Below are 16,923 nucleotides of genomic sequence, written 5' to 3' on the forward strand. Positions count from 1 at the left end.
TTGGAGTAAAAATATGGCTGATAAATCTTCGCCAGAATACGCCATGCTTCCAGCTGGGACTATCGTTAAATGGGGTAAAGTGGGTGATTTACCAACTGCTTTGAAGCCGCTGGAAAACTGTAAAGCCATTGGTGCTACAGGTCTAACAGGTAGCTTTGTGGATTGCACCACGCTAAAGGATAAAAATAAGCAATTTATTTCTGATATGCCAGAAGGCCCTGAAAAAACACTGGGCTTTATCGATGATCCTGAAAATGCAGATTTTGCGGCTTTTTTGAATGCGGCACAGGCGCGTGAAACGGTGCAGTTCTTCATTGAACTTCCTAATAAACGTACCGCGACGATGATCTTAGCGTTATCAGGTTGGGAAATGGCAGATATTAGTGCGCCAGCAAGTGAAGTTATCCAGATCTCAGTCAAAGGTAAGCAAAACAACCTAACTTGGGGTGTGGTAGCGTCAGGAGATACAAAATAATGTCATTGAAAGCCTCACTGTTGAAAGCGTCCCCACATGTTGAAGAACATCCTATTTTAGGGGTAACAGTTTTTATTCGTCGTTTGACTATCGCTGAACTCGATGAGTATGAGCATGATTTACAAGAAGCTCAGAAAACGGGATTCAGTTCTGATGCGAGTAAAGCGGGTGCCAAACTTATCTTAAAGGCCATTTGCGATAAAGATGGTCAGCCTCTTTCGAGTGAAGAGCTACCTACCGCGGATGAGCTTATTCAGGCACACGACACACCGACCCTGCTATCAGCAATGTCATTCGTGCAAAAATTTAGTTATGGCTCCGTTGAGGAAGCGCAAAAAAACTAACCAACTCACCCTATCTTAAGTTTATTTTCCAATTGGCTGACCGATGGGGTGAGCCAGATCCGAGAAAAATTGCTCAATTGCCTGCCGACATTATCACTCACTGGCAGGCATTTTTTATGCCTGGGCAAGGAAATACCACCGAAAACCAACAAGCAACTGCATCAATAGCGAGTGTTCGCACTGATTTTGAATCGCAGTGTCATGATGTTATGAGGGCAATAAATGGCTGACGTTGCAAGTTTAGCGGTTGCGTTACACCTCAACGCAGCCTCTTTTAAATCCCAAGTGTTTGATGCCTATGATTCTGCCAGTAAAGAATCGAAAAAGTTTGCACAAGCTGCCTCTAAAGATGCAGGACAGACTGCGACTAAATTATTGGAAGTTTCGGCTAATGCACGAAAAGCGGGGGCGGATTTATCCGCTTCTGGCCAGTTAGCACGCCATTCTCAAATGGGGTTTGCTCAACTCCGTACGGCATTAACCAATGTTTCAGCTGGCTCTAATGTGGCTACCAGTAGCTTAATTGGCGGTTTCATTCCTGCGCTTGAGCGCTCTTTAGAAAATGTGAACAACGTTAAGTTTTCTTTAGCAGAGCAACAACGTGTAGCACAAGAAGCCGCACGTGAGGCTATTAATTTATCACGCGCGCAGATTGAGGGGGCGCAAGCCGATAGAAAAAGCGCACAAGAAAAAATTAACCTTGCCGCAAAAATGCGAGATGAAGCTATTGCGAGGCGGGAGCAAGCTTTCTCACTCGATGAATATTTAGAGCGACAGGTCGAAGTTAATAAACAACACGGTATTTCTGTCAGTTATGCAGAAGAACATGCCAAGAATGCGCGAGTTATCCGAGAAGCTAATATTGCTGAGGCTGAAGCCAAAAAACGGATGCAAAGCGCATCCATTGAGGTTATTTCAGCAAATAAAAGTGAGATTGATGGCAAGAAAAACCTTACCACGGCAACCAATCAATTATCCGAAGCCAGCAAGGAACTGACGTTCTCACAACGCGCCGCGGCCAATAGTGCAAGTTTGTTTAAAAGCGCATGGGGGATGATGGGGGGCGCTGTTGGCATTGGAATTATGGCATCAGCGGGAGCTTTCACTTATCTCTATTCGCAGTACCAGCAGGCCGAAGAACGCCAAAAGGCCTTTAATGCTGCGCTGCAAAAAGGCGGATTAGGGCTAACAACAACGGCCTACGATCTGCGTAATCTTGCCAATGAATTAGGGGGTACCGCGGAAGCCTATAAATCAGTTACCGCAGCTGCCTCAGCAGGTTTTTCTGGTGATTTGCTACATCAAGTATCAGAACTTGGCATCCAGATGGAAAAGTCTGGTGGCAGTGTTGACTTGCTTATTAGTAAATTAGTTTCCATAGGTGAGCAACCATTAACAGGGATAAAAAAATTAATTGACGAAGGCGTTATTGTTGAATCGGGTATAGTGCAACGAATCGCTCAACTTGAAAGGGAAGGAAAGGCAAGAGAAGCTTCTGAGTTAGCTCAGATATCGACATTGCAAGCTAAGACAAAAGCAGAAAACACTCAAAGCGAAGCGCTGAAAGTACAAAAAGGAGAAGTAGAATCTCTTAGGCGCAGCTATCAAGGGTTATATGACATAACCAATGGTAGTAATTATGCAAAAATAAATACTCAGATGAATAACGCCTTCTTAGAGGAGGCAATAAGACTCAAAAAAGAGCAGTCTCAAGTACAGGAAAAACAGTTATTAGAGCAAAAAGAAGCTGCATATAAACAACTTGAGATAACGACGAATTTTAACTCGGCATTCAAAGCAGGAACAGATCAGCAAAAAGAACGCTCTGAAAGACAGAAGCAATTTAAGGACATGCTCGATAAAGGCACTATTTCGGCAACGGAGTATCAACAAGCATTAAAGGGATTGGATAAGCTATTTACGACGCCCAAAAAAATGGGGGGTAGTGCTGTTGTTGATGAAGGGAAGCAACGAATAGAACAGCTTTTACAACAAGGTGCGGCGTTACGTGCTCAGTTAGAGGAAACCGAGGGGTTAACAGCGTCTGAACGTAAGCTTGCTTCATTTGAGCAAGAGTTAATTGGATTACAGGGGCAGCATTTAAACGCTCGGCAAAAAACCATTCAAGCCCATTCATCCGAAATTCGTGCACAGTTAATAAAAAATGCAGAACTAGAAAAGGAAATAAAATACAAGGAACTACGGAAAAAGTTTGATGACCAGAATTTTGAAGTGATGCAACGAACATCAAAATTAAGTCAGGATTCATCAAATCAAATGTTACAAATGACCATGAGCCAACCTGCATATGAGCTTATGCTGGAGGAACAAAGGGTTCGTGATGATTTTCGCCAGCGTCGTTATCAGTTAGATAAAGAAGTATCGGATAAAACCACTCAACTCTATGCAGATCAAACGCTCTTTTTATCTCAAGAAGAACAAAGGCAATTAGATATTGTTAGGCAATCTTCTCGCGATAAATTAGCGATGAATCGAAATGCAACAACTGGCATGGCGAAAGGTATTCAGGATTTTGGTAATTCTGCTGAGAATGTGTATGACCAAATGCGCACAATCAGCAATGGCGCACTAAGTGATATGTCTGGAATGCTAGCTAATTTTGTCGCCACTGGAAAACTAAACTTTGCAGATTTTGCGCAATCTATTGTGACTGAAATTACAAAAATGATTTTTCAGATGATGATATTTAATGCGTTAAAGGCTGGGTTTGCGGGTACTGCATTTGGTGATGCTATTGGTGCAGGGGCGGCTCCTACCCCAAATGCTAAAGGTGGTACATACAACTCACCAGGGCTAAGTGCATATAGTAACACTATCGTAAAATCACCCACATTATTTCCGTTTGCAAAGGGCGGAGCACCTAAAATGGGATTGATGGGAGAAGCTGGTGCGGAAGCAATTATGCCATTAACCCGTGCGCGTGATGGTTCTTTGGGGGTAAGGGTGCTTGGTTTAGATACACAACAGCAAACCCCGAATATTATCATCCAACAAACTTTCCATTTAACAGGAAATGGCGATCAGGCTTTGCAAGAGGCCATTCAGCAGGCGGCAGAAATGGGAGCAAAGCAAGGTTCACAGGATGCTTTAACTAAGATTCAGCGGGACTTTCAAAATAATGGCACATTAAGAAAAAGCCTTGGGAGGTAAAACAATGGTACTTGAATGGCCTGAGAATGTCGTACCTTCCTCAATGAACTGGCAGTTAATCAGTAACAGTAAAACATTTACCTCGGCATTTACAGGGAGTAGTCAAACGGTGAGGTTTTCTGGAAGCCGCTGGCGCTGCACTTTAACGTTCAATAATCTCACTGAAGCCATATCTAGAGAGTTAGAGGTTTTAATGGCACAACTGGACGGCGAAAGCGGGCGAGTGAAAATTAGCAATTGGATCAGGCAGGGATTACAAGGCAAGGGCTCACCACTTGTTAGTATAGGAAACCAAATGGGAAAATCGCTACAAACAAAGGGATGGCTAAAGAATTCAGTTGTAGTGCGCAAAGGGGATTACATTACGGTGAGTAATGAGCTAAAAATGGTCACTGAAAATGTGATAAGTGATAAAGATGGGAATGCAATTATTCCTATCTCACCCATGCTTAGGTTGTCACCACAAGTTAATGAGAAAATAGAATCCGTGAAGCCATTTGGAATTTTTAAATTAACAAGTAATGATCAAGGAAGTTTTCAATATCGCCCTGGTGTATTCTCCAATGTCACCATCACATTTGAGGAGGCTTTATACTGATGTTGTATCATCCTTTTTCAAACGCAATGGTAAAGGCCATTAATGATGGTTTCGAACTGGTTATTGCAGCCAAACTGGATCTCAAATCAGGCGTGACAAGAGCTCATACCGGGCTTGGTAATTTAATTATTGCGGGTGAGGTGTATCAAGGTGTTGGATCTTTGGGAAGTATAGAGCCAGTTACCGAAAGTAACTCAACCAGTCCACAGCAATTAATATTATCGCTTTCTGGTTTTGACTCTCTCCTTATTGCAGATGTTATGAATGAAAGAAGTCGTGGGCGCAATGTTAGCTTGATGCTGGTGGCTTTAGATTTCGACGGCAAGCCAGCATTGGCTGAAATTATTTTTGCTGGGCAAATTTCCAATATTGGCGTTACCACGGGTAATAATAATGAGGTTGCAGTCACGGTTTCTAATCGTTTTGAAAGATGGTCTCAGGGACTACCGGATAGGTTTACGGACGAGTCATGGACAAAGCGCCATAAAGGGGATCGTATTTTTCGGTATGTAGCACAAATGGCTGAGCGTGCTATATACTGGGGTAGCAAAAAAGATGCGCCAACGTTTATTTATAAGTGATTTATCGTTACTCTTAAAAAAACTGTATAGGGTAGTCTAGTGAATAAGCAATTGATTATTAGTTTTGCTGTAGTGGTCGGCATAGTTGCAGCTATTTTCATTTATCGAGAGGCATCAGTATCTCAGTCATCTATATTTAATGCAGTAGAGAAGAAAGTTTCAAGTAAAATGAAAGATCCTTCCTCGGCAATTTTTAGGGATCTAGAGTCTCATCCGGCTGAGTCTAATGATAAATTAACGAATACCACCGTATGTGGATATGTGAATTCTAAAAATACATATGGTGCATATGCTGGCAGCAGGATGTTCATATCTACAGTCACAATTGATGGATACAATATAGAGGTTGGCTCCGTAACCATTTCTAATAGTGTGGAGCAAGATAAGATCATTCTAGAAATGTGTAAAAAATAAATTTATCAATCTTTAAGACCCGCTTCGGCGGGTTTTTTTACGCCCGGAGATCAGCAAATGCGACACCCAAATTGGACAACTCAACTTCCTGAAACCTTACGCCAAGCCATGCAAAAGCCGTTTGTTTGGGGGGAGCATGATTGCTGCTTGTTTGCTGCTGATTGCGCGATTGCGGTGTGCGGTGTTGATATCGCAGAAAAGGCGCGCGGTAGGTATAAAACCAAATCAGGGGCTATGCGAGTTTTAAAATCTGAGTTCGGGGATCTGGAAACTGGCCTCTCGGATTTCTTTCAAGAAATAGCCCCTAATGCCGCGATACGTGGTGATCTTGTTATGTTTGATGGTGACGATGGCAAAACCCTTGGTGTGTTATGGGCTAATAAAATATGGGCTGTCACTGAGAATGGCGCGCGACCAGTTAATCATAAACCTATTAAAGCGTGGAGAGTTGAGTAATGGGTAAAGTTGTCTCTAATGTCGTCTCTGCGGGTTTAATGATCGCAGGTGTAATGGCAACCGGCGGGTTGGGTACCGCTTTGATAGTTGCCGGAATTGCTGTTCAAGCGGCTAGCACGTTTATTTTCCAAGAAAAAATGCCATCGATGCGTTATCGGGACCAGTCAGAGCGCAAACAGATGTTACGTTCAGCAGTGGCGCCAGAGACCATTGTTGTCGGTAAAACAGTTCAGTCAGGTTTGCTGTTTTTCGCCGAAGAAGAAAAGGGCGATCAAACAGATGGCGAACGTTTATTTATGGCCATTGCACTTGCGGCCCACCCGATTCATAAAATTGGCCGCATTTGGTTAAATGATGATTTGATAGAAACCTTTGGCGACAAGGTCAGTTACGAGTTTCATAACGGCCGCACCACAAGTGACCCGTATTTATTGAAGCATGCCCCGTCATGGAAAGATGACATGATCGGCGAAAATTTAGCGTGGTTGCGGTTAACACTGAAATACGATGCGGAAAAATTCCCTTATGGTGTGCCTAATGTCAAAGTTGAAATGTGGGGCAAAGAGGTTTTCGATCCGCGCATTGGTAAAGATGCTTGGACTGACAACGGAGTATTGATTGCGCTTGATTACTATCGCAGTTATCTCAATGTGCCTGATTTAGAACTAAATTTTGATGAATTTAAAACGGCAGCAGATTTAAGCTATGAACCAGTTGTAACCCCAGAAGGGAATACTGAACCCCGCCATACTATCAATGGCGCTTATGAGCTTTCTGAATCACCATCATCACTACTTGATCACATGCACCGGTGCATTGCTGCTGAGCCGACTTATGTTGCAGGCAAGCATGGTATTTTAATGCAGGCTTATAATGGCCCTGCAGTATTACGCATTGAACCGAATCAAATCATCGACACAGTTAACATCACACCTGAACTTGCGCTACGTGATGCAACTAATGCGATTTACGGTACCTTCGTCGATGCCGAGCAGCAATATGTTAAAACTGATTTTGAACCAGTCATTGTTGATGAATGGATTGAGGAAGATGGGTTAGAGATTAAAGAAAATATCGATTACCGCTTTGTCACTAGCCCATACCAAGCAGCACGCCTTTCTAATTTATATCTACGCAAAAAACGCGCAGGTCGTCGCATTCAATTAAAAATGGACATGGATGGTTATGCGTATCGACCAGGGGATGTTTGCTTGCTGAACTTACCACATATTGGCATACAGAACTTTGAGTGTCGCGTTGCTGAGTGGAAGTTTCACCCACAAGAAGGTGTTGATATTCTCCTCGAGGAAGACGGCGCCTATATCTATGAGGATATAATTGGCAAACCTTTTGTTAGACCGCCATTCACTGTTTTACCGACTGGCGGGGTAGCACCACCACTTAACCTTGTATTTGTGGCCACCAATATTGGTGAGGTCGTTCAGGGTTATTTGAGTTGGCAATCCGCTGCTGCGGATGTTCGCTATAACACAGTAAACATCATTGAAAGCGGCAAAGTAATTCAGTCTATTCAGGTACCACAAGATAGAGTAGATTTATCAGGCCTTGTGCGCGGTTCATATCGTGCCGAAGTCCGTTCTATTAATGCGGCTGGCGCAATGTCAGCCCCTGCCATTGTTGATTTTGATATCCAAGCCCCACCTAAACCAGTTAGCGTTGAAATGGTTGGCGGTATGTTCTCTCTGACTTGCATTCCGCACGGTGGCGAAACCGCACAGCATGGCTATACATTTGAGTTTTGGTTCAGCGACAAAAAACTGGCCAGCACGAATGACACCGAAGTGACAACAAAAGCCAATCGCCAAGGTCAGGGACAATTCTGGACTAAGGAGAATTTAAAAGCCGGTACTGATTATTGGTTTTATGTTCGAACAGTTAACAGCTATGGCAAGTCTCCGTTTGTTGAAGCAGTAGGCCAAGCGAATGCGACAACGGAAGAAATGATGGAAGAGTTAAAAAACAACTTCCTATCAACAGAAGCCGGCCAAGAGTTACAAGAACAAATCGAATTCAACAAAGACAATCTCTCCGACTTACAAATCGACAATGACGACTTCAAGCAAAAAGTTATCAGTATTGATCGCGAGATAGAAGCTGTTAACGAAGCCGTAATGATGAACACCAAGTTTACGACTGAAGTTCACTTTAGCTTAAAAGAAGAAGTTGCAGACCGTAGAGCTGAGATATTCCGCATTGAGCAAGTGCAGGTTACTGACAGAGAAGCTGCTGCACGCTGGCAAGAACAAATCACCGCAAAAGTTGACTTCAACGCATCTGAAATTCTGAATATTAAAGATGCACAGGCGACTTATGAGAAAGCGACAGCGCAGCAAATCAGCCAAGTCAAAGCAGATCTAGGGGAAACAAACAAAGAAGTCGGTACCATCAAAGGCCGTGTCACTACTGTCGAAACGGCAACAGCAGATTTAAAACAAGCGCAAGCGAAGTTTGAACAATCGACGACAGCCCAGTTCGGTGAAATGACCGGTTATATCACTAACATTAATCAAACTATCACTAACCTTGAATTTTCTTTCTCTGAAGCACTAATGCAAACCAATGCACAAGTGAATGAAACTAATTCAGAGCTATTGAAAACAAAAGCAGAAGTGACTCGATTAGCAACGGCAACCGCAACCAATGAAAAGGCCACATCTGAATTAGCTGAGAATGTAAAAGCGCAGCATGAACAATCTGAAGCTGAATTTGTTGATGTGCGTAAATCAATCGCGGAGAAAGATAAAGCCCAATCTGAGCGCACAGAACAAGTACGTGCAGAGCTTGGCAAAGATATCAATGCTAACAAAGAAGAGTTATCTAACATCAATGCGGTAGTGACTCAGCACACCGAGTCTATTGCGACACTTGAGGAAACGACAACTCGGGTTGAACAGACGCAACAGAGTCAGCACGAAGAGACCCAAGCAAACATCGGCAAGTTAACTGAAACGACTGCAAATACGGATAAAGCATTAACGGAGGCAAAGGAACGGTCAAAAGCACGCTTTGACGATAATGAGGCATCAATTAATCATATCGAACAGACGATGGCAAACACTGAGGGCTCACAAGTTGAAGCTATCGGACAGTTAACAGCTCAGCAGAATGTTCAAGGCACGGAAATCTTACGCACTAAAGCGTCAATCACTCGTATTGATAAAGTTGTTGCTGATAACAATCATGCGTTTGCACAGTCGATAGAAAAGTTAGAAACACAGTTTGATGATGTTAATGCGAGTATAACAACTCTCAAGAAAACGGTATCTGATAATGAGAAATCACAAGCGGAGGTTAACGAACTCATTAAATCAGAAATTGGCGATAACAAGGCAGCAATTGAGAAACGAGCAGAAACTTCTGTAGATCAGCAAGGAAACTCTCGGGCTTACTTCAGCATTAAAGCGGGTGTATTGCATAACGGGCAATACTACGATGTTAAAATGATGATGAGTGCACAGGTTAAAAACGGGCAAGTTGTCACTCAAATCGCTTTTGCCGCTGATGAGTTTATTATTCTTAATAACGCTAATGGTCAACTTGTTACTCCATTTGCAATAAAAAATAATCAAGTGTTTTTAGGTCCAACGTATATCGAAGATGGCTCAATAACCAATGCGAAAATTGGCAATGTTATTCAGTCTAATAGCTATAAAGCAGGGGATGATGGCTGGAAAATTGATAAAGATGGCGATGTTGAGCTTAACAATGCAATATTCCGCGGTCGGATTGAGGGTGCTGACGGTTATTTTAGTGGTACCGTTGATGCAAAAGAAATTTTGGGTGATGTGTATTATTCAACAGCAACGAAAATCACAGGAACAATTCATCGAGCAACATTAAATGTTGGAACTCTAAACACTGGCTGGATAAAAGCAGTTGAAATCAACTCTGAAATTTTTAGCAGAGTATTTGATGCAGATTTAGCGTGTAACTTGAAAATGACCAGGGTAGAAGGTGGCTGGCAATACTCCGCATATGTTCGAATTCAGGTTGGTGTTGATGATGGTAATGGAGGTGTAGCGACTGCGTACAGTGAAACGGGTAAATATACAGGAAATGGTGGATTAGATTTAACTGTCAATGCAGGCCCTATTCAGTTGCCTGTTTCACCCCGAGGCGGTAAGAGTTATATCTATATTCGTGCAGTATCCACAGAAAGCGACCCAAATACGAATGCAACAGCAAGCGTTATTTTGAGTTACTCAAATCTGAAGAGGGTGGAAGTTTTCAAAGTTGGCACATCGACAGTAAAAGCACTAACCATTTAAACCTCAGAATAATTAACAGGCCGCTTAATTGCGGTTTTTTTGTATCTAAATTTCGGAGAATCAATCATATGTACAACACAGGCACAGTTACCACTACAGCAAATAGCACTAAATTAATCGGTACCGGCACTAAATGGCTCAATAACATTAACCGTGTTTCAGCAGAGCAAGCGATTCAAATTCAAATTGGTACCACGGTTCACAACAATAGTATTCAGTCGATTCAATCAGATACTGAACTCACGTTAAATTTCCCATTACCAGCTGCAGCAACAGGGGCGAAGTACGTCATTCTCACGACAATGGTTCATTCTGTTTCAGATGCGATGAATAAAATAGTGTCAATGAACGTCTCGAACGTTCAGTTCAGCGACATATTAACGCGCTGGATGACAGAGCAGGGCATTATTACTGTTACATTGCCAGACCAAACAACACAGCAGCTGCGCACAACAAAAGAAATGGATAAGCAGCTAGATGGGAAGTTTGATAAAAATGGGGGAGAGGTTGTTGGAAATGTCACAGTCAAAGGGTTGCTTACTGCGATTGACAGTAATGGCAAAGCAATACAAGTAACTCCAGCGGCAATTAGAACAAAAACAGGAACGGTTTGGATTGACCATGTTATTCCAGGATCTGGAGGCACGCTAATGCAAGTTGGTGATTTTGGGGTAGGATCATTGAATCCGAGAACAACTGGGGCGCAACTTAAGAGTAACACGCCCTCTGGTTTCTTTGGGCAGGGTGGTGGGGCTTCAGATGACACAAGTACATTCGGTACGTGGGGGGCTGGATTAACAGCATCATATGATTCGACTCGCAGCTATGGTTTATTTTTCCGCGGTGATCGCAAACAAATAATGCATTACTCTTGCGTCAATGGAGATCTAAAAGCAGATGTTATTTACTCAACAGTAAATACAACAAAAGACTCAAACGGCAACTTAAAAGCAGCATCACCGATTATTCGGGTATTCGCTGACCATGTCGATCCAAACGATGAGGCAGAAGGTGTAACACTCAAAAAACTACATACAGGTATTTACCAGTTGCATGGCGTTCTTGGCTTGCACTCTGATGCGAGTTGGGGTGGTATCAATGGCGGCATCACAATTCCATGCGGTATTAACCAGCTTCCACTTGTTTTCGTTAAATATGATGTGCTAGAAAAAGGAACGCCGCACCCTTTCGATCTTCATATCGTTGAACCGGACGAAGACGGTGATATTGTTCTGTATACGTCGTATAGGCCGCACGAACTACCACAAGACATTCAATATGAGCGCTTTAAGCTTTATCCTGAGTTTTTACGTGATGCAGGAGAAGATGAAGAACCGCTGCCGTTATTTGACGGCAAAGTAGAATTAACACCAGGAGCGCTCTGTGACATTCCACGTGGCCACTGGATTGACGTTCGTGTAAACATGCCATCCAACTCTATCTACAATCAAAAGCAAGCTGAAGCTGAGAGACTCGCTAAGATAGAAGCAGAGCGATTAGCGCAAGAAGAAGCTAAAAGTGCAGCAGAGGAAGCGGAAAGGGCAGAGCAGGAAGCTACGGAACAGGTAGAGCAGCAATAAAAACTAATGCGCCAACTCGAGTGGTTGGCGCATTTATGCCACCACCCAATCAGACCTGTTTGCGATATCAGAGCGTAAAAGATGTTCGTATATTATGATTTTTACTACTAGGTCTAATTCATGCCAATGAACAAGTTTGATACCAACAGATTGATAAGTCGAATTTTTAGCAATAAGCTGTTCATTTTCTATTGTTGTAGTAATATTTACTGAAGAAAACTCAATAATTTTCTTCTCAAATAGATGATAATTCCACTGATTTGTTTCCCTCATGTTTCCAATTAAAGCTGTAATACTTTTATGGATTTTTTGGTGGTGTTCTCTGACTACTTTATTTTTTTGGTAAATCCCGTTCATTTCTTTAATTGCTGCCACAGCGTTTTCTGAGACATAACCCGTGAATGTTGTGTGATTCTTTAAAACTCGATTAAACACTTTAGTTACTAGACAGCGTAAATCACGGTTAGTTACTTGAGGTTTTGTGTCAGCACAAATTTGGATTAATTCAAAAACATCTTTGAGAGTAATACTCATTTTTATACCTGATAATATGAAGTATTTGATTATTCTTTATTATACTCATACCCCTGCGGAAACCGCTTGCTCAATTCTCTGTAATGAACTAAACGCTCACGAAAGTACTCGCGCAAGTATTCGGGTTGTTGATTTTCGACTTCGATATCAATAATTGCCTTGCCGAGTCTTTCTTTGTATGCGACACCAGAAGCAGCTAAATCGACATTTACTTTGTCTTTATCCTCTTTTGGTAGCTCTGCGAGATTGTACATGATGGTTTTCTGTGTGGGGGGATGATGAAACGAGTATAGCATGGAGGGAAAATCACTGTGACGAGCTGTGCCGAAATTGTGACACAAAAATGAGAGGGCAAGCAAAAGGCCAAGCAATTTGGCCTAATCAATGTATTTTTCTATCAAGGTTGATTCTTTCACTGATAACATACCTGCGATACTCTTCAAATCATCTACGTAGATAGATACCTCGCCATTTTCACACTTTATATATTCAGCTTCAGAAATCGTGAGGTTCTTTGCTATTTCTGAAGTTGATATATTTTGTGAGATACGCAAATGTTTAATAAATTCACCAATAGTTTTATTCGACATGTTTTCTATCTTTAGCCTTTTCCGATGACAGATGAAGATACGTTTCAATAAAGCTCATCACTTTACGAATCCTTTTCTCGTCAACGAGTTGCCAATTTTGATTCAGCATAAACTCGTCAATTGAAATACCTTTGTAATCTATCTCAGTTCTATAAAAAACGTAAATCTTTGACAGCTCCGTGTGAGATGGCTCTCTATTTTCGTTGATACAGTTTAGTGCAAGTAAAAGTAATTGATTGTTGTTCATGTAACCTCCGATTATGAGGTCGTATGATATGTGAGCCACAGGGTGGATTATATCAAGAACAGTCGGAAAAATATAAATCTTGCTTACTAGTATGATGTAGAGGCATGTAAAAATAGGGCTTTACATACGCATAAAATGATCAAATAATACTGTTTATACATACAGTATTATTGGTGTCGTATGAAACTAAGATTAATTGAAACAGATGATTTACTAGCAAGCTTCCCTCTCTTTCTTGACCGAGTGCCAGCAGGTTTTCCATCACCCGCTGCGGACTATGTTGAAGACCGCATAAATTTAAATAGCGCCCTCATTAAGCACCCTGAAAGCACATATATGCTCAGGGTCGAAGGCAATTCAATGATTGATGCGAATATCAATGATGGTGATGTTGTTATTGTTGACAGCGCGGTCAAAGCAAAAGAGGGAGATATCGTTATAGCTAGCTTCGAGGGCGAGTTTACGGTCAAGAAACTACATCTCAACCCGCCTATGCTACTGCCTATGAATCCCACTTATTCGCCGATCATTATCAGCGATGAGCAGGATTTTCAAATATTTGGTGTTGTTACCTACATTATTCATCGGGCGCAATAATGTTTGCGCTTGTTGATGTAAATAGTTTTTATGCAAGTTGTGAGAAAGTCTTTAGGCCAGATCTGGCAGGGAAGCCGGTAATTGTTTTAAGTAATAACGATGGCTGTGTGATTGCACGTTCATCAGAAGCGAAAAAACTTGGCGTAAAGATGGGGGAACTGTATTACGAGCGCCACAGTTTTTATAGACAAAACAACATTAATATATTTAGTTCTAACTACGTACTTTATGCTGACATGAGTAATAGAGTCATGTCACTATTATCAACATTCGCGCCCCGTTTAGAAATCTATTCAATCGATGAGGCCTTTCTTGATTTTGCAGGTATGAATAATACTTTTAATCTTGAGGAATACGGCCGTGAAATTCAATCAACTATCCTCCAAAACACTCACCTCCCTGTAGGTATAGGCATTGGCCCTACAAAAACTTTAGCTAAATTAGCCAACCATGCGGCAAAAACATGGAAAAAAACAGGTGGTGTCGTCGAGCTCTCCAGCGAGCAACGGCAGCGAAAATTATTATCTCTTATTCCAATCGAAGAGGTGTGGGGTATTGGCCGTAGAATATCGGCAAAATTAAGGATCATGGGTGTAAATACCGCTTTGGATTTAGCAAATACGCCAGTAGCAACCATCCGTAAAACGTTTGGGGTTACATTAGAAAGGACATTGAGAGAGCTCAATGGTGAGCCGTGTATTGAATTAGAAGAAGTCCGAAAAATAAAACAACAAATTCTTTGTTCACGTTCATTTGGGCAGAAAGTTTTAGATATAGAAACAATGCGCAAGGCGGTGTGTGATTATGCTGAACGCGCAGCAGAAAAATTAAGAGAAGAAAAGCAACACTGCAAAATTATTGGGTTATTTATTCAAACCAGCCGCCACGCATCAGGCGAAGATTACTCGAATAGTATCAATATAAAACTCGAATACCCCAGCAGTGATACCAGAGATATTATCAATGCAGCAATGCGTGGGTTAAATACTATTTGGCGTGACGGTTACCGGTATTATAAAGCAGGCATCATACTATCTGATTTTACTGATTCAGATATTGCTCAGCTTGATATGTTTTCAACACAAAAGCCATTTCGTAATAGCGATGAGTTAATGAAAACATTAGACGCGATTAATAAGAGCGGACAGGGTAAAGTTTGGTTTGCAAGTAAGGGCGGTGATAGTGGATACAAAATGAAAAGAGAAATGTTATCACCTGCTTACACGACAAATTTTGATGAATTGCCAGTGGTTAAAAGCTAGGACATGGGTTGGATGCTTTAAACGTAGGAAGAAGAGCTGTGAAACACAAACAATATGGACTTTGTTTTTTGGCCTGACACTGCTGGGACACAGAGCCAAATTGAATCTAACGGACAACTCTGTGTCAAAGCAGGAGTTAATGTCAGCATCTTTAGACAAGGTAGAACATGATGACATGCGTAAAATTGTACCTTATTAGCCATAAGGTACTAGAAGTATTATCAGAACAATACAAGGTGCAAACCTGACTTAAATCTCGGTACTATTTTTCTCATATCCATATAAATTAATCCTACCCGACAAATACTCACCTAAATATACTTCACTAATTTTACTGAAACCTTGTTTCGATATATTGTCTTCTAACCACTCAATATCTTTGTTGATAATTTCGAGTAGGTCATGGTTAGCTAAGCCATCAACAATAATTGGATAACGTATATTTTCATCACCGCTTTGGATGATTGTTAATTGTCCATTTTGTTCGAGAACAACGCGTTTTAGCTGCTCTATTTCGTAAATGCCATTTGATCTTAGTTTGAACATCAAATCATTAGCGGAAACGCCATTTTTTAGACACTCTTTAACATTAACACTGCCATTATGTATCAAGGTTATAGGTTTACCATCAATAATTCGCTTAATGAAAGGATTATTCTCTTTTAAAAATTTAAGGGCGAAAACAAGCAAAGTCCAGATGATTAGCACGAGTATAAATTGCAGTACTGTTATTGATTCATTGTAAATGACACCACCAATAATACCGCCTAGAACATAGTTTTGAACCTGATCCATTGCTGATGAGGGGGCTAAATTGCCTTTGCCCATGAGGTTTATTTGAACAATCAAACATAGGATTCCCAATCCAAGTTTGATAATAATAGGTGTATAAATAATCATTTTATGCCTTATTTTTTTATGATTGTTATTTTGGGATTTGTTAACCAAACTTTTTCTAAGCTGTAAGTTTGTTGATCTAAGCTTAAGTGAATACGGTAATACCGGTCATCAATTTTAATGATGATGCCATCAGATAATTGTACCGAGTTAGAAAATATAGAATTGACATCTACACCTTTCTCTTTTGATAATAACCTTACGAAATTAACCATTTGTGATGATTTTGAGTGTATATTTTGGCTATCAGTATAATCTTCATACTGAATACCTGAAATGAAGAGTAAAAATAAGAAGGCGATAATCGTTAAATCCCGATATTTAGTTTGTAGGCGGTGACGCATATACAAGATAAAAAAAACTATTAAAACAAACAAAGTTCCAAAAATAACAATATATTTTAAATAATCATTTATATTAGACTGCGTTTGCAAGTAATCTATCCCATAAAAATTCATATAGACATCATTCCTGATTGTTTACGATATTCATCTTCATTATAGTGATTTATTGCCATTTTAACTCTGGAATTAAAAAATAATTAAGAGTTGTTATACCTTATCCAGGGTTTGTTGGTGATTTCTTTAGCTGGAGTTAAATCACAAAGCATGAATAATATCTATCCATTACTTAAACTATCTCTTTGTGTTCTCTGCATGCTGGCGGTTGAATGCCAATATTGGACTTTGCTATTAGGCAGGTACAATGAGTAGCGCGATACAGCACTGTTACTATCGATGTAAATAAAAACATGTTTTAAAAAACAGTATTGACCTTAAATCTCAAATGAGTAAATTAATAACCAGCAGCACAATAAAAGTAGTTAGAAAATGGAAAGAAGTTCTGGGAAAGCCATTTTGCTTTACAGGCCACGAAGTTTGTTATTTG

Annotated in this window: 18 protein-coding genes; 12 read left to right on the top strand and 6 right to left on the bottom strand. The window is 40.9% G+C overall.

Features of this window, described 5'->3' with window-relative positions:
- The first annotated feature begins 13 nt into the window (after window positions 1-13).
- The 10 genes from PSE60_RS05010 to PSE60_RS05055 all read left to right on the top strand — a co-directional run bounded on the left by PSE60_RS05010 (window position 14) and on the right by PSE60_RS05055 (window position 11,908).
- Window positions 14-475: a phage tail protein gene (locus PSE60_RS05010; protein WP_272664711.1), complete on the top strand. Its 462-nt coding sequence runs from the start codon at window positions 14-16 to the stop codon at window positions 473-475.
- Window positions 475-819, top strand: a complete 345-nt coding sequence (locus PSE60_RS05015) for a phage tail protein (protein ID WP_196732006.1) — start codon at window positions 475-477, stop codon at window positions 817-819. The genes PSE60_RS05010 and PSE60_RS05015 overlap by 1 nt, the downstream gene beginning before the upstream one ends.
- Before the next feature lie 32 nt (window positions 820-851).
- Window positions 852-1,049, top strand: a complete 198-nt coding sequence (locus PSE60_RS05020) for a hypothetical protein (RefSeq protein ID WP_272664712.1) — start codon at window positions 852-854, stop codon at window positions 1,047-1,049.
- Window positions 1,042-3,990: a phage tail tape measure protein gene (locus tag PSE60_RS05025; protein WP_272517542.1), complete on the top strand. Its 2,949-nt coding sequence runs from the start codon at window positions 1,042-1,044 to the stop codon at window positions 3,988-3,990. Before PSE60_RS05020 ends, PSE60_RS05025 begins: the two co-directional genes overlap by 8 nt.
- A gap of 4 nt (window positions 3,991-3,994) precedes the next feature.
- Window positions 3,995-4,588, top strand: a complete 594-nt coding sequence (locus tag PSE60_RS05030; RefSeq protein WP_112308338.1) for a hypothetical protein — start codon at window positions 3,995-3,997, stop codon at window positions 4,586-4,588.
- A complete protein-coding gene (locus PSE60_RS05035) occupies window positions 4,588-5,169 on the top strand; it encodes a hypothetical protein (protein ID WP_272517543.1) in 582 nt (193 codons plus the stop codon). Before PSE60_RS05030 ends, PSE60_RS05035 begins: the two co-directional genes overlap by 1 nt.
- 39 nt (window positions 5,170-5,208) lie before the next feature.
- Window positions 5,209-5,583 (top strand): hypothetical protein, encoded by a 375-nt coding sequence (locus tag PSE60_RS05040; RefSeq protein ID WP_272517544.1) that lies wholly within the window; start codon window positions 5,209-5,211, stop codon window positions 5,581-5,583.
- A gap of 57 nt (window positions 5,584-5,640) precedes the next feature.
- A complete protein-coding gene (locus tag PSE60_RS05045; protein ID WP_272664713.1) occupies window positions 5,641-6,039 on the top strand; it encodes a DUF6950 family protein in 399 nt (132 codons plus the stop codon).
- Window positions 6,039-10,328, top strand: coding sequence for a phage tail tip fiber protein (locus PSE60_RS05050; RefSeq protein ID WP_272664714.1), 4,290 nt, complete (start codon window positions 6,039-6,041; stop codon window positions 10,326-10,328). Before PSE60_RS05045 ends, PSE60_RS05050 begins: the two co-directional genes overlap by 1 nt.
- A gap of 68 nt (window positions 10,329-10,396) precedes the next feature.
- On the top strand, window positions 10,397-11,908 hold the full coding sequence (locus tag PSE60_RS05055; protein ID WP_272664715.1) for a phage tail fiber protein: 1,512 nt from the start codon (window positions 10,397-10,399) through the stop codon (window positions 11,906-11,908).
- Between the two features lie 33 nt (window positions 11,909-11,941).
- On the opposite strand, the gene PSE60_RS05060 is transcribed toward PSE60_RS05055, so the two are convergent.
- The 4 genes from PSE60_RS05060 to PSE60_RS05075 all read right to left on the bottom strand — a co-directional run bounded on the left by PSE60_RS05060 (window position 11,942) and on the right by PSE60_RS05075 (window position 13,279).
- Complete coding sequence (locus PSE60_RS05060; protein WP_272664716.1) at window positions 11,942-12,442, bottom strand: hypothetical protein; 501 nt, start codon at window positions 12,440-12,442, stop codon at window positions 11,942-11,944.
- A 29-nt stretch (window positions 12,443-12,471) separates the two neighbouring features.
- The gene (locus tag PSE60_RS05065; protein WP_272664801.1) at window positions 12,472-12,699 is read right to left on the bottom strand and encodes a DNA polymerase III subunit theta; all 228 of its coding nucleotides are present in this window, start codon (window positions 12,697-12,699) and stop codon (window positions 12,472-12,474) included.
- Window positions 12,700-12,819: 120 nt separating this feature from the next.
- Window positions 12,820-13,032 carry a helix-turn-helix domain-containing protein gene (locus PSE60_RS05070; protein ID WP_272664717.1) on the bottom strand — a complete coding sequence of 71 codons (213 nt, stop codon included), beginning with the start codon at window positions 13,030-13,032 and terminating at the stop codon, window positions 12,820-12,822.
- On the bottom strand, window positions 13,022-13,279 hold the full coding sequence (locus tag PSE60_RS05075) for a hypothetical protein (RefSeq protein WP_165879804.1): 258 nt from the start codon (window positions 13,277-13,279) through the stop codon (window positions 13,022-13,024). The genes PSE60_RS05070 and PSE60_RS05075 overlap by 11 nt, the downstream gene beginning before the upstream one ends.
- A 180-nt stretch (window positions 13,280-13,459) precedes the next feature.
- On the opposite strand from PSE60_RS05075, the gene umuD reads away from it, so the two are divergent.
- Together umuD and umuC are read left to right on the top strand one after the other, a co-directional pair.
- Complete coding sequence (gene umuD, locus PSE60_RS05080; protein WP_264967307.1) at window positions 13,460-13,876, top strand: translesion error-prone DNA polymerase V autoproteolytic subunit; 417 nt, start codon at window positions 13,460-13,462, stop codon at window positions 13,874-13,876.
- Entirely contained in the window at window positions 13,876-15,138 is a 1,263-nt protein-coding gene (gene umuC / locus PSE60_RS05085; RefSeq protein ID WP_264967305.1) for a translesion error-prone DNA polymerase V subunit UmuC, read from the top strand. Before umuD ends, umuC begins: the two co-directional genes overlap by 1 nt.
- Window positions 15,139-15,387: 249 nt before the next feature.
- Here umuC and PSE60_RS05090 read toward each other — a convergent pair whose 3' ends face one another.
- Together PSE60_RS05090 and PSE60_RS05095 are read right to left on the bottom strand one after the other, a co-directional pair.
- Entirely contained in the window at window positions 15,388-16,038 is a 651-nt protein-coding gene (locus tag PSE60_RS05090) for a DUF421 domain-containing protein (RefSeq protein ID WP_264967303.1), read from the bottom strand.
- 8 nt (window positions 16,039-16,046) lie between these two features.
- Window positions 16,047-16,493 carry a DUF3290 domain-containing protein gene (locus tag PSE60_RS05095; protein ID WP_109913094.1) on the bottom strand — a complete coding sequence of 149 codons (447 nt, stop codon included), beginning with the start codon at window positions 16,491-16,493 and terminating at the stop codon, window positions 16,047-16,049.
- Window positions 16,494-16,923: the final 430 nt, after the last annotated feature.

The organism is Providencia sp. PROV174 (assembly GCF_028480685.1).
GTDB classification, from domain to species: Bacteria; Pseudomonadota; Gammaproteobacteria; order Enterobacterales; family Enterobacteriaceae; genus Providencia; species Providencia rettgeri.

Bases quoted from the DNA above. Each gene is read 5' to 3' on its own strand.
- PSE60_RS05035 (WP_272517543.1), top strand. From the start codon at position 4,588: ATGTTGTATCATCCTTTTTCAAACGCAATGGTAAAGGCCATTAATGAT.
- PSE60_RS05055 (WP_272664715.1), top strand. From the start codon at position 10,397: ATGTACAACACAGGCACAGTTACCACTACAGCAAATAGCACTAAATTA.
- PSE60_RS05070 (WP_272664717.1), bottom strand. From the start codon at position 13,032: ATGTCGAATAAAACTATTGGTGAATTTATTAAACATTTGCGTATCTCA.
- umuC (WP_264967305.1), top strand. From the start codon at position 13,876: ATGTTTGCGCTTGTTGATGTAAATAGTTTTTATGCAAGTTGTGAGAAA.
- PSE60_RS05030 (WP_112308338.1), top strand. From the start codon at position 3,995: ATGGTACTTGAATGGCCTGAGAATGTCGTACCTTCCTCAATGAACTGG.
- umuD (WP_264967307.1), top strand. From the start codon at position 13,460: ATGAAACTAAGATTAATTGAAACAGATGATTTACTAGCAAGCTTCCCT.
- PSE60_RS05015 (WP_196732006.1), top strand. From the start codon at position 475: ATGTCATTGAAAGCCTCACTGTTGAAAGCGTCCCCACATGTTGAAGAA.
- PSE60_RS05075 (WP_165879804.1), bottom strand. From the start codon at position 13,279: ATGAACAACAATCAATTACTTTTACTTGCACTAAACTGTATCAACGAA.
- PSE60_RS05060 (WP_272664716.1), bottom strand. From the start codon at position 12,442: ATGAGTATTACTCTCAAAGATGTTTTTGAATTAATCCAAATTTGTGCT.
- PSE60_RS05050 (WP_272664714.1), top strand. From the start codon at position 6,039: ATGGGTAAAGTTGTCTCTAATGTCGTCTCTGCGGGTTTAATGATCGCA.
- PSE60_RS05010 (WP_272664711.1), top strand. From the start codon at position 14: ATGGCTGATAAATCTTCGCCAGAATACGCCATGCTTCCAGCTGGGACT.
- PSE60_RS05090 (WP_264967303.1), bottom strand. From the start codon at position 16,038: ATGATTATTTATACACCTATTATTATCAAACTTGGATTGGGAATCCTA.
- PSE60_RS05025 (WP_272517542.1), top strand. From the start codon at position 1,042: ATGGCTGACGTTGCAAGTTTAGCGGTTGCGTTACACCTCAACGCAGCC.
- PSE60_RS05045 (WP_272664713.1), top strand. From the start codon at position 5,641: ATGCGACACCCAAATTGGACAACTCAACTTCCTGAAACCTTACGCCAA.
- PSE60_RS05095 (WP_109913094.1), bottom strand. From the start codon at position 16,493: ATGAATTTTTATGGGATAGATTACTTGCAAACGCAGTCTAATATAAAT.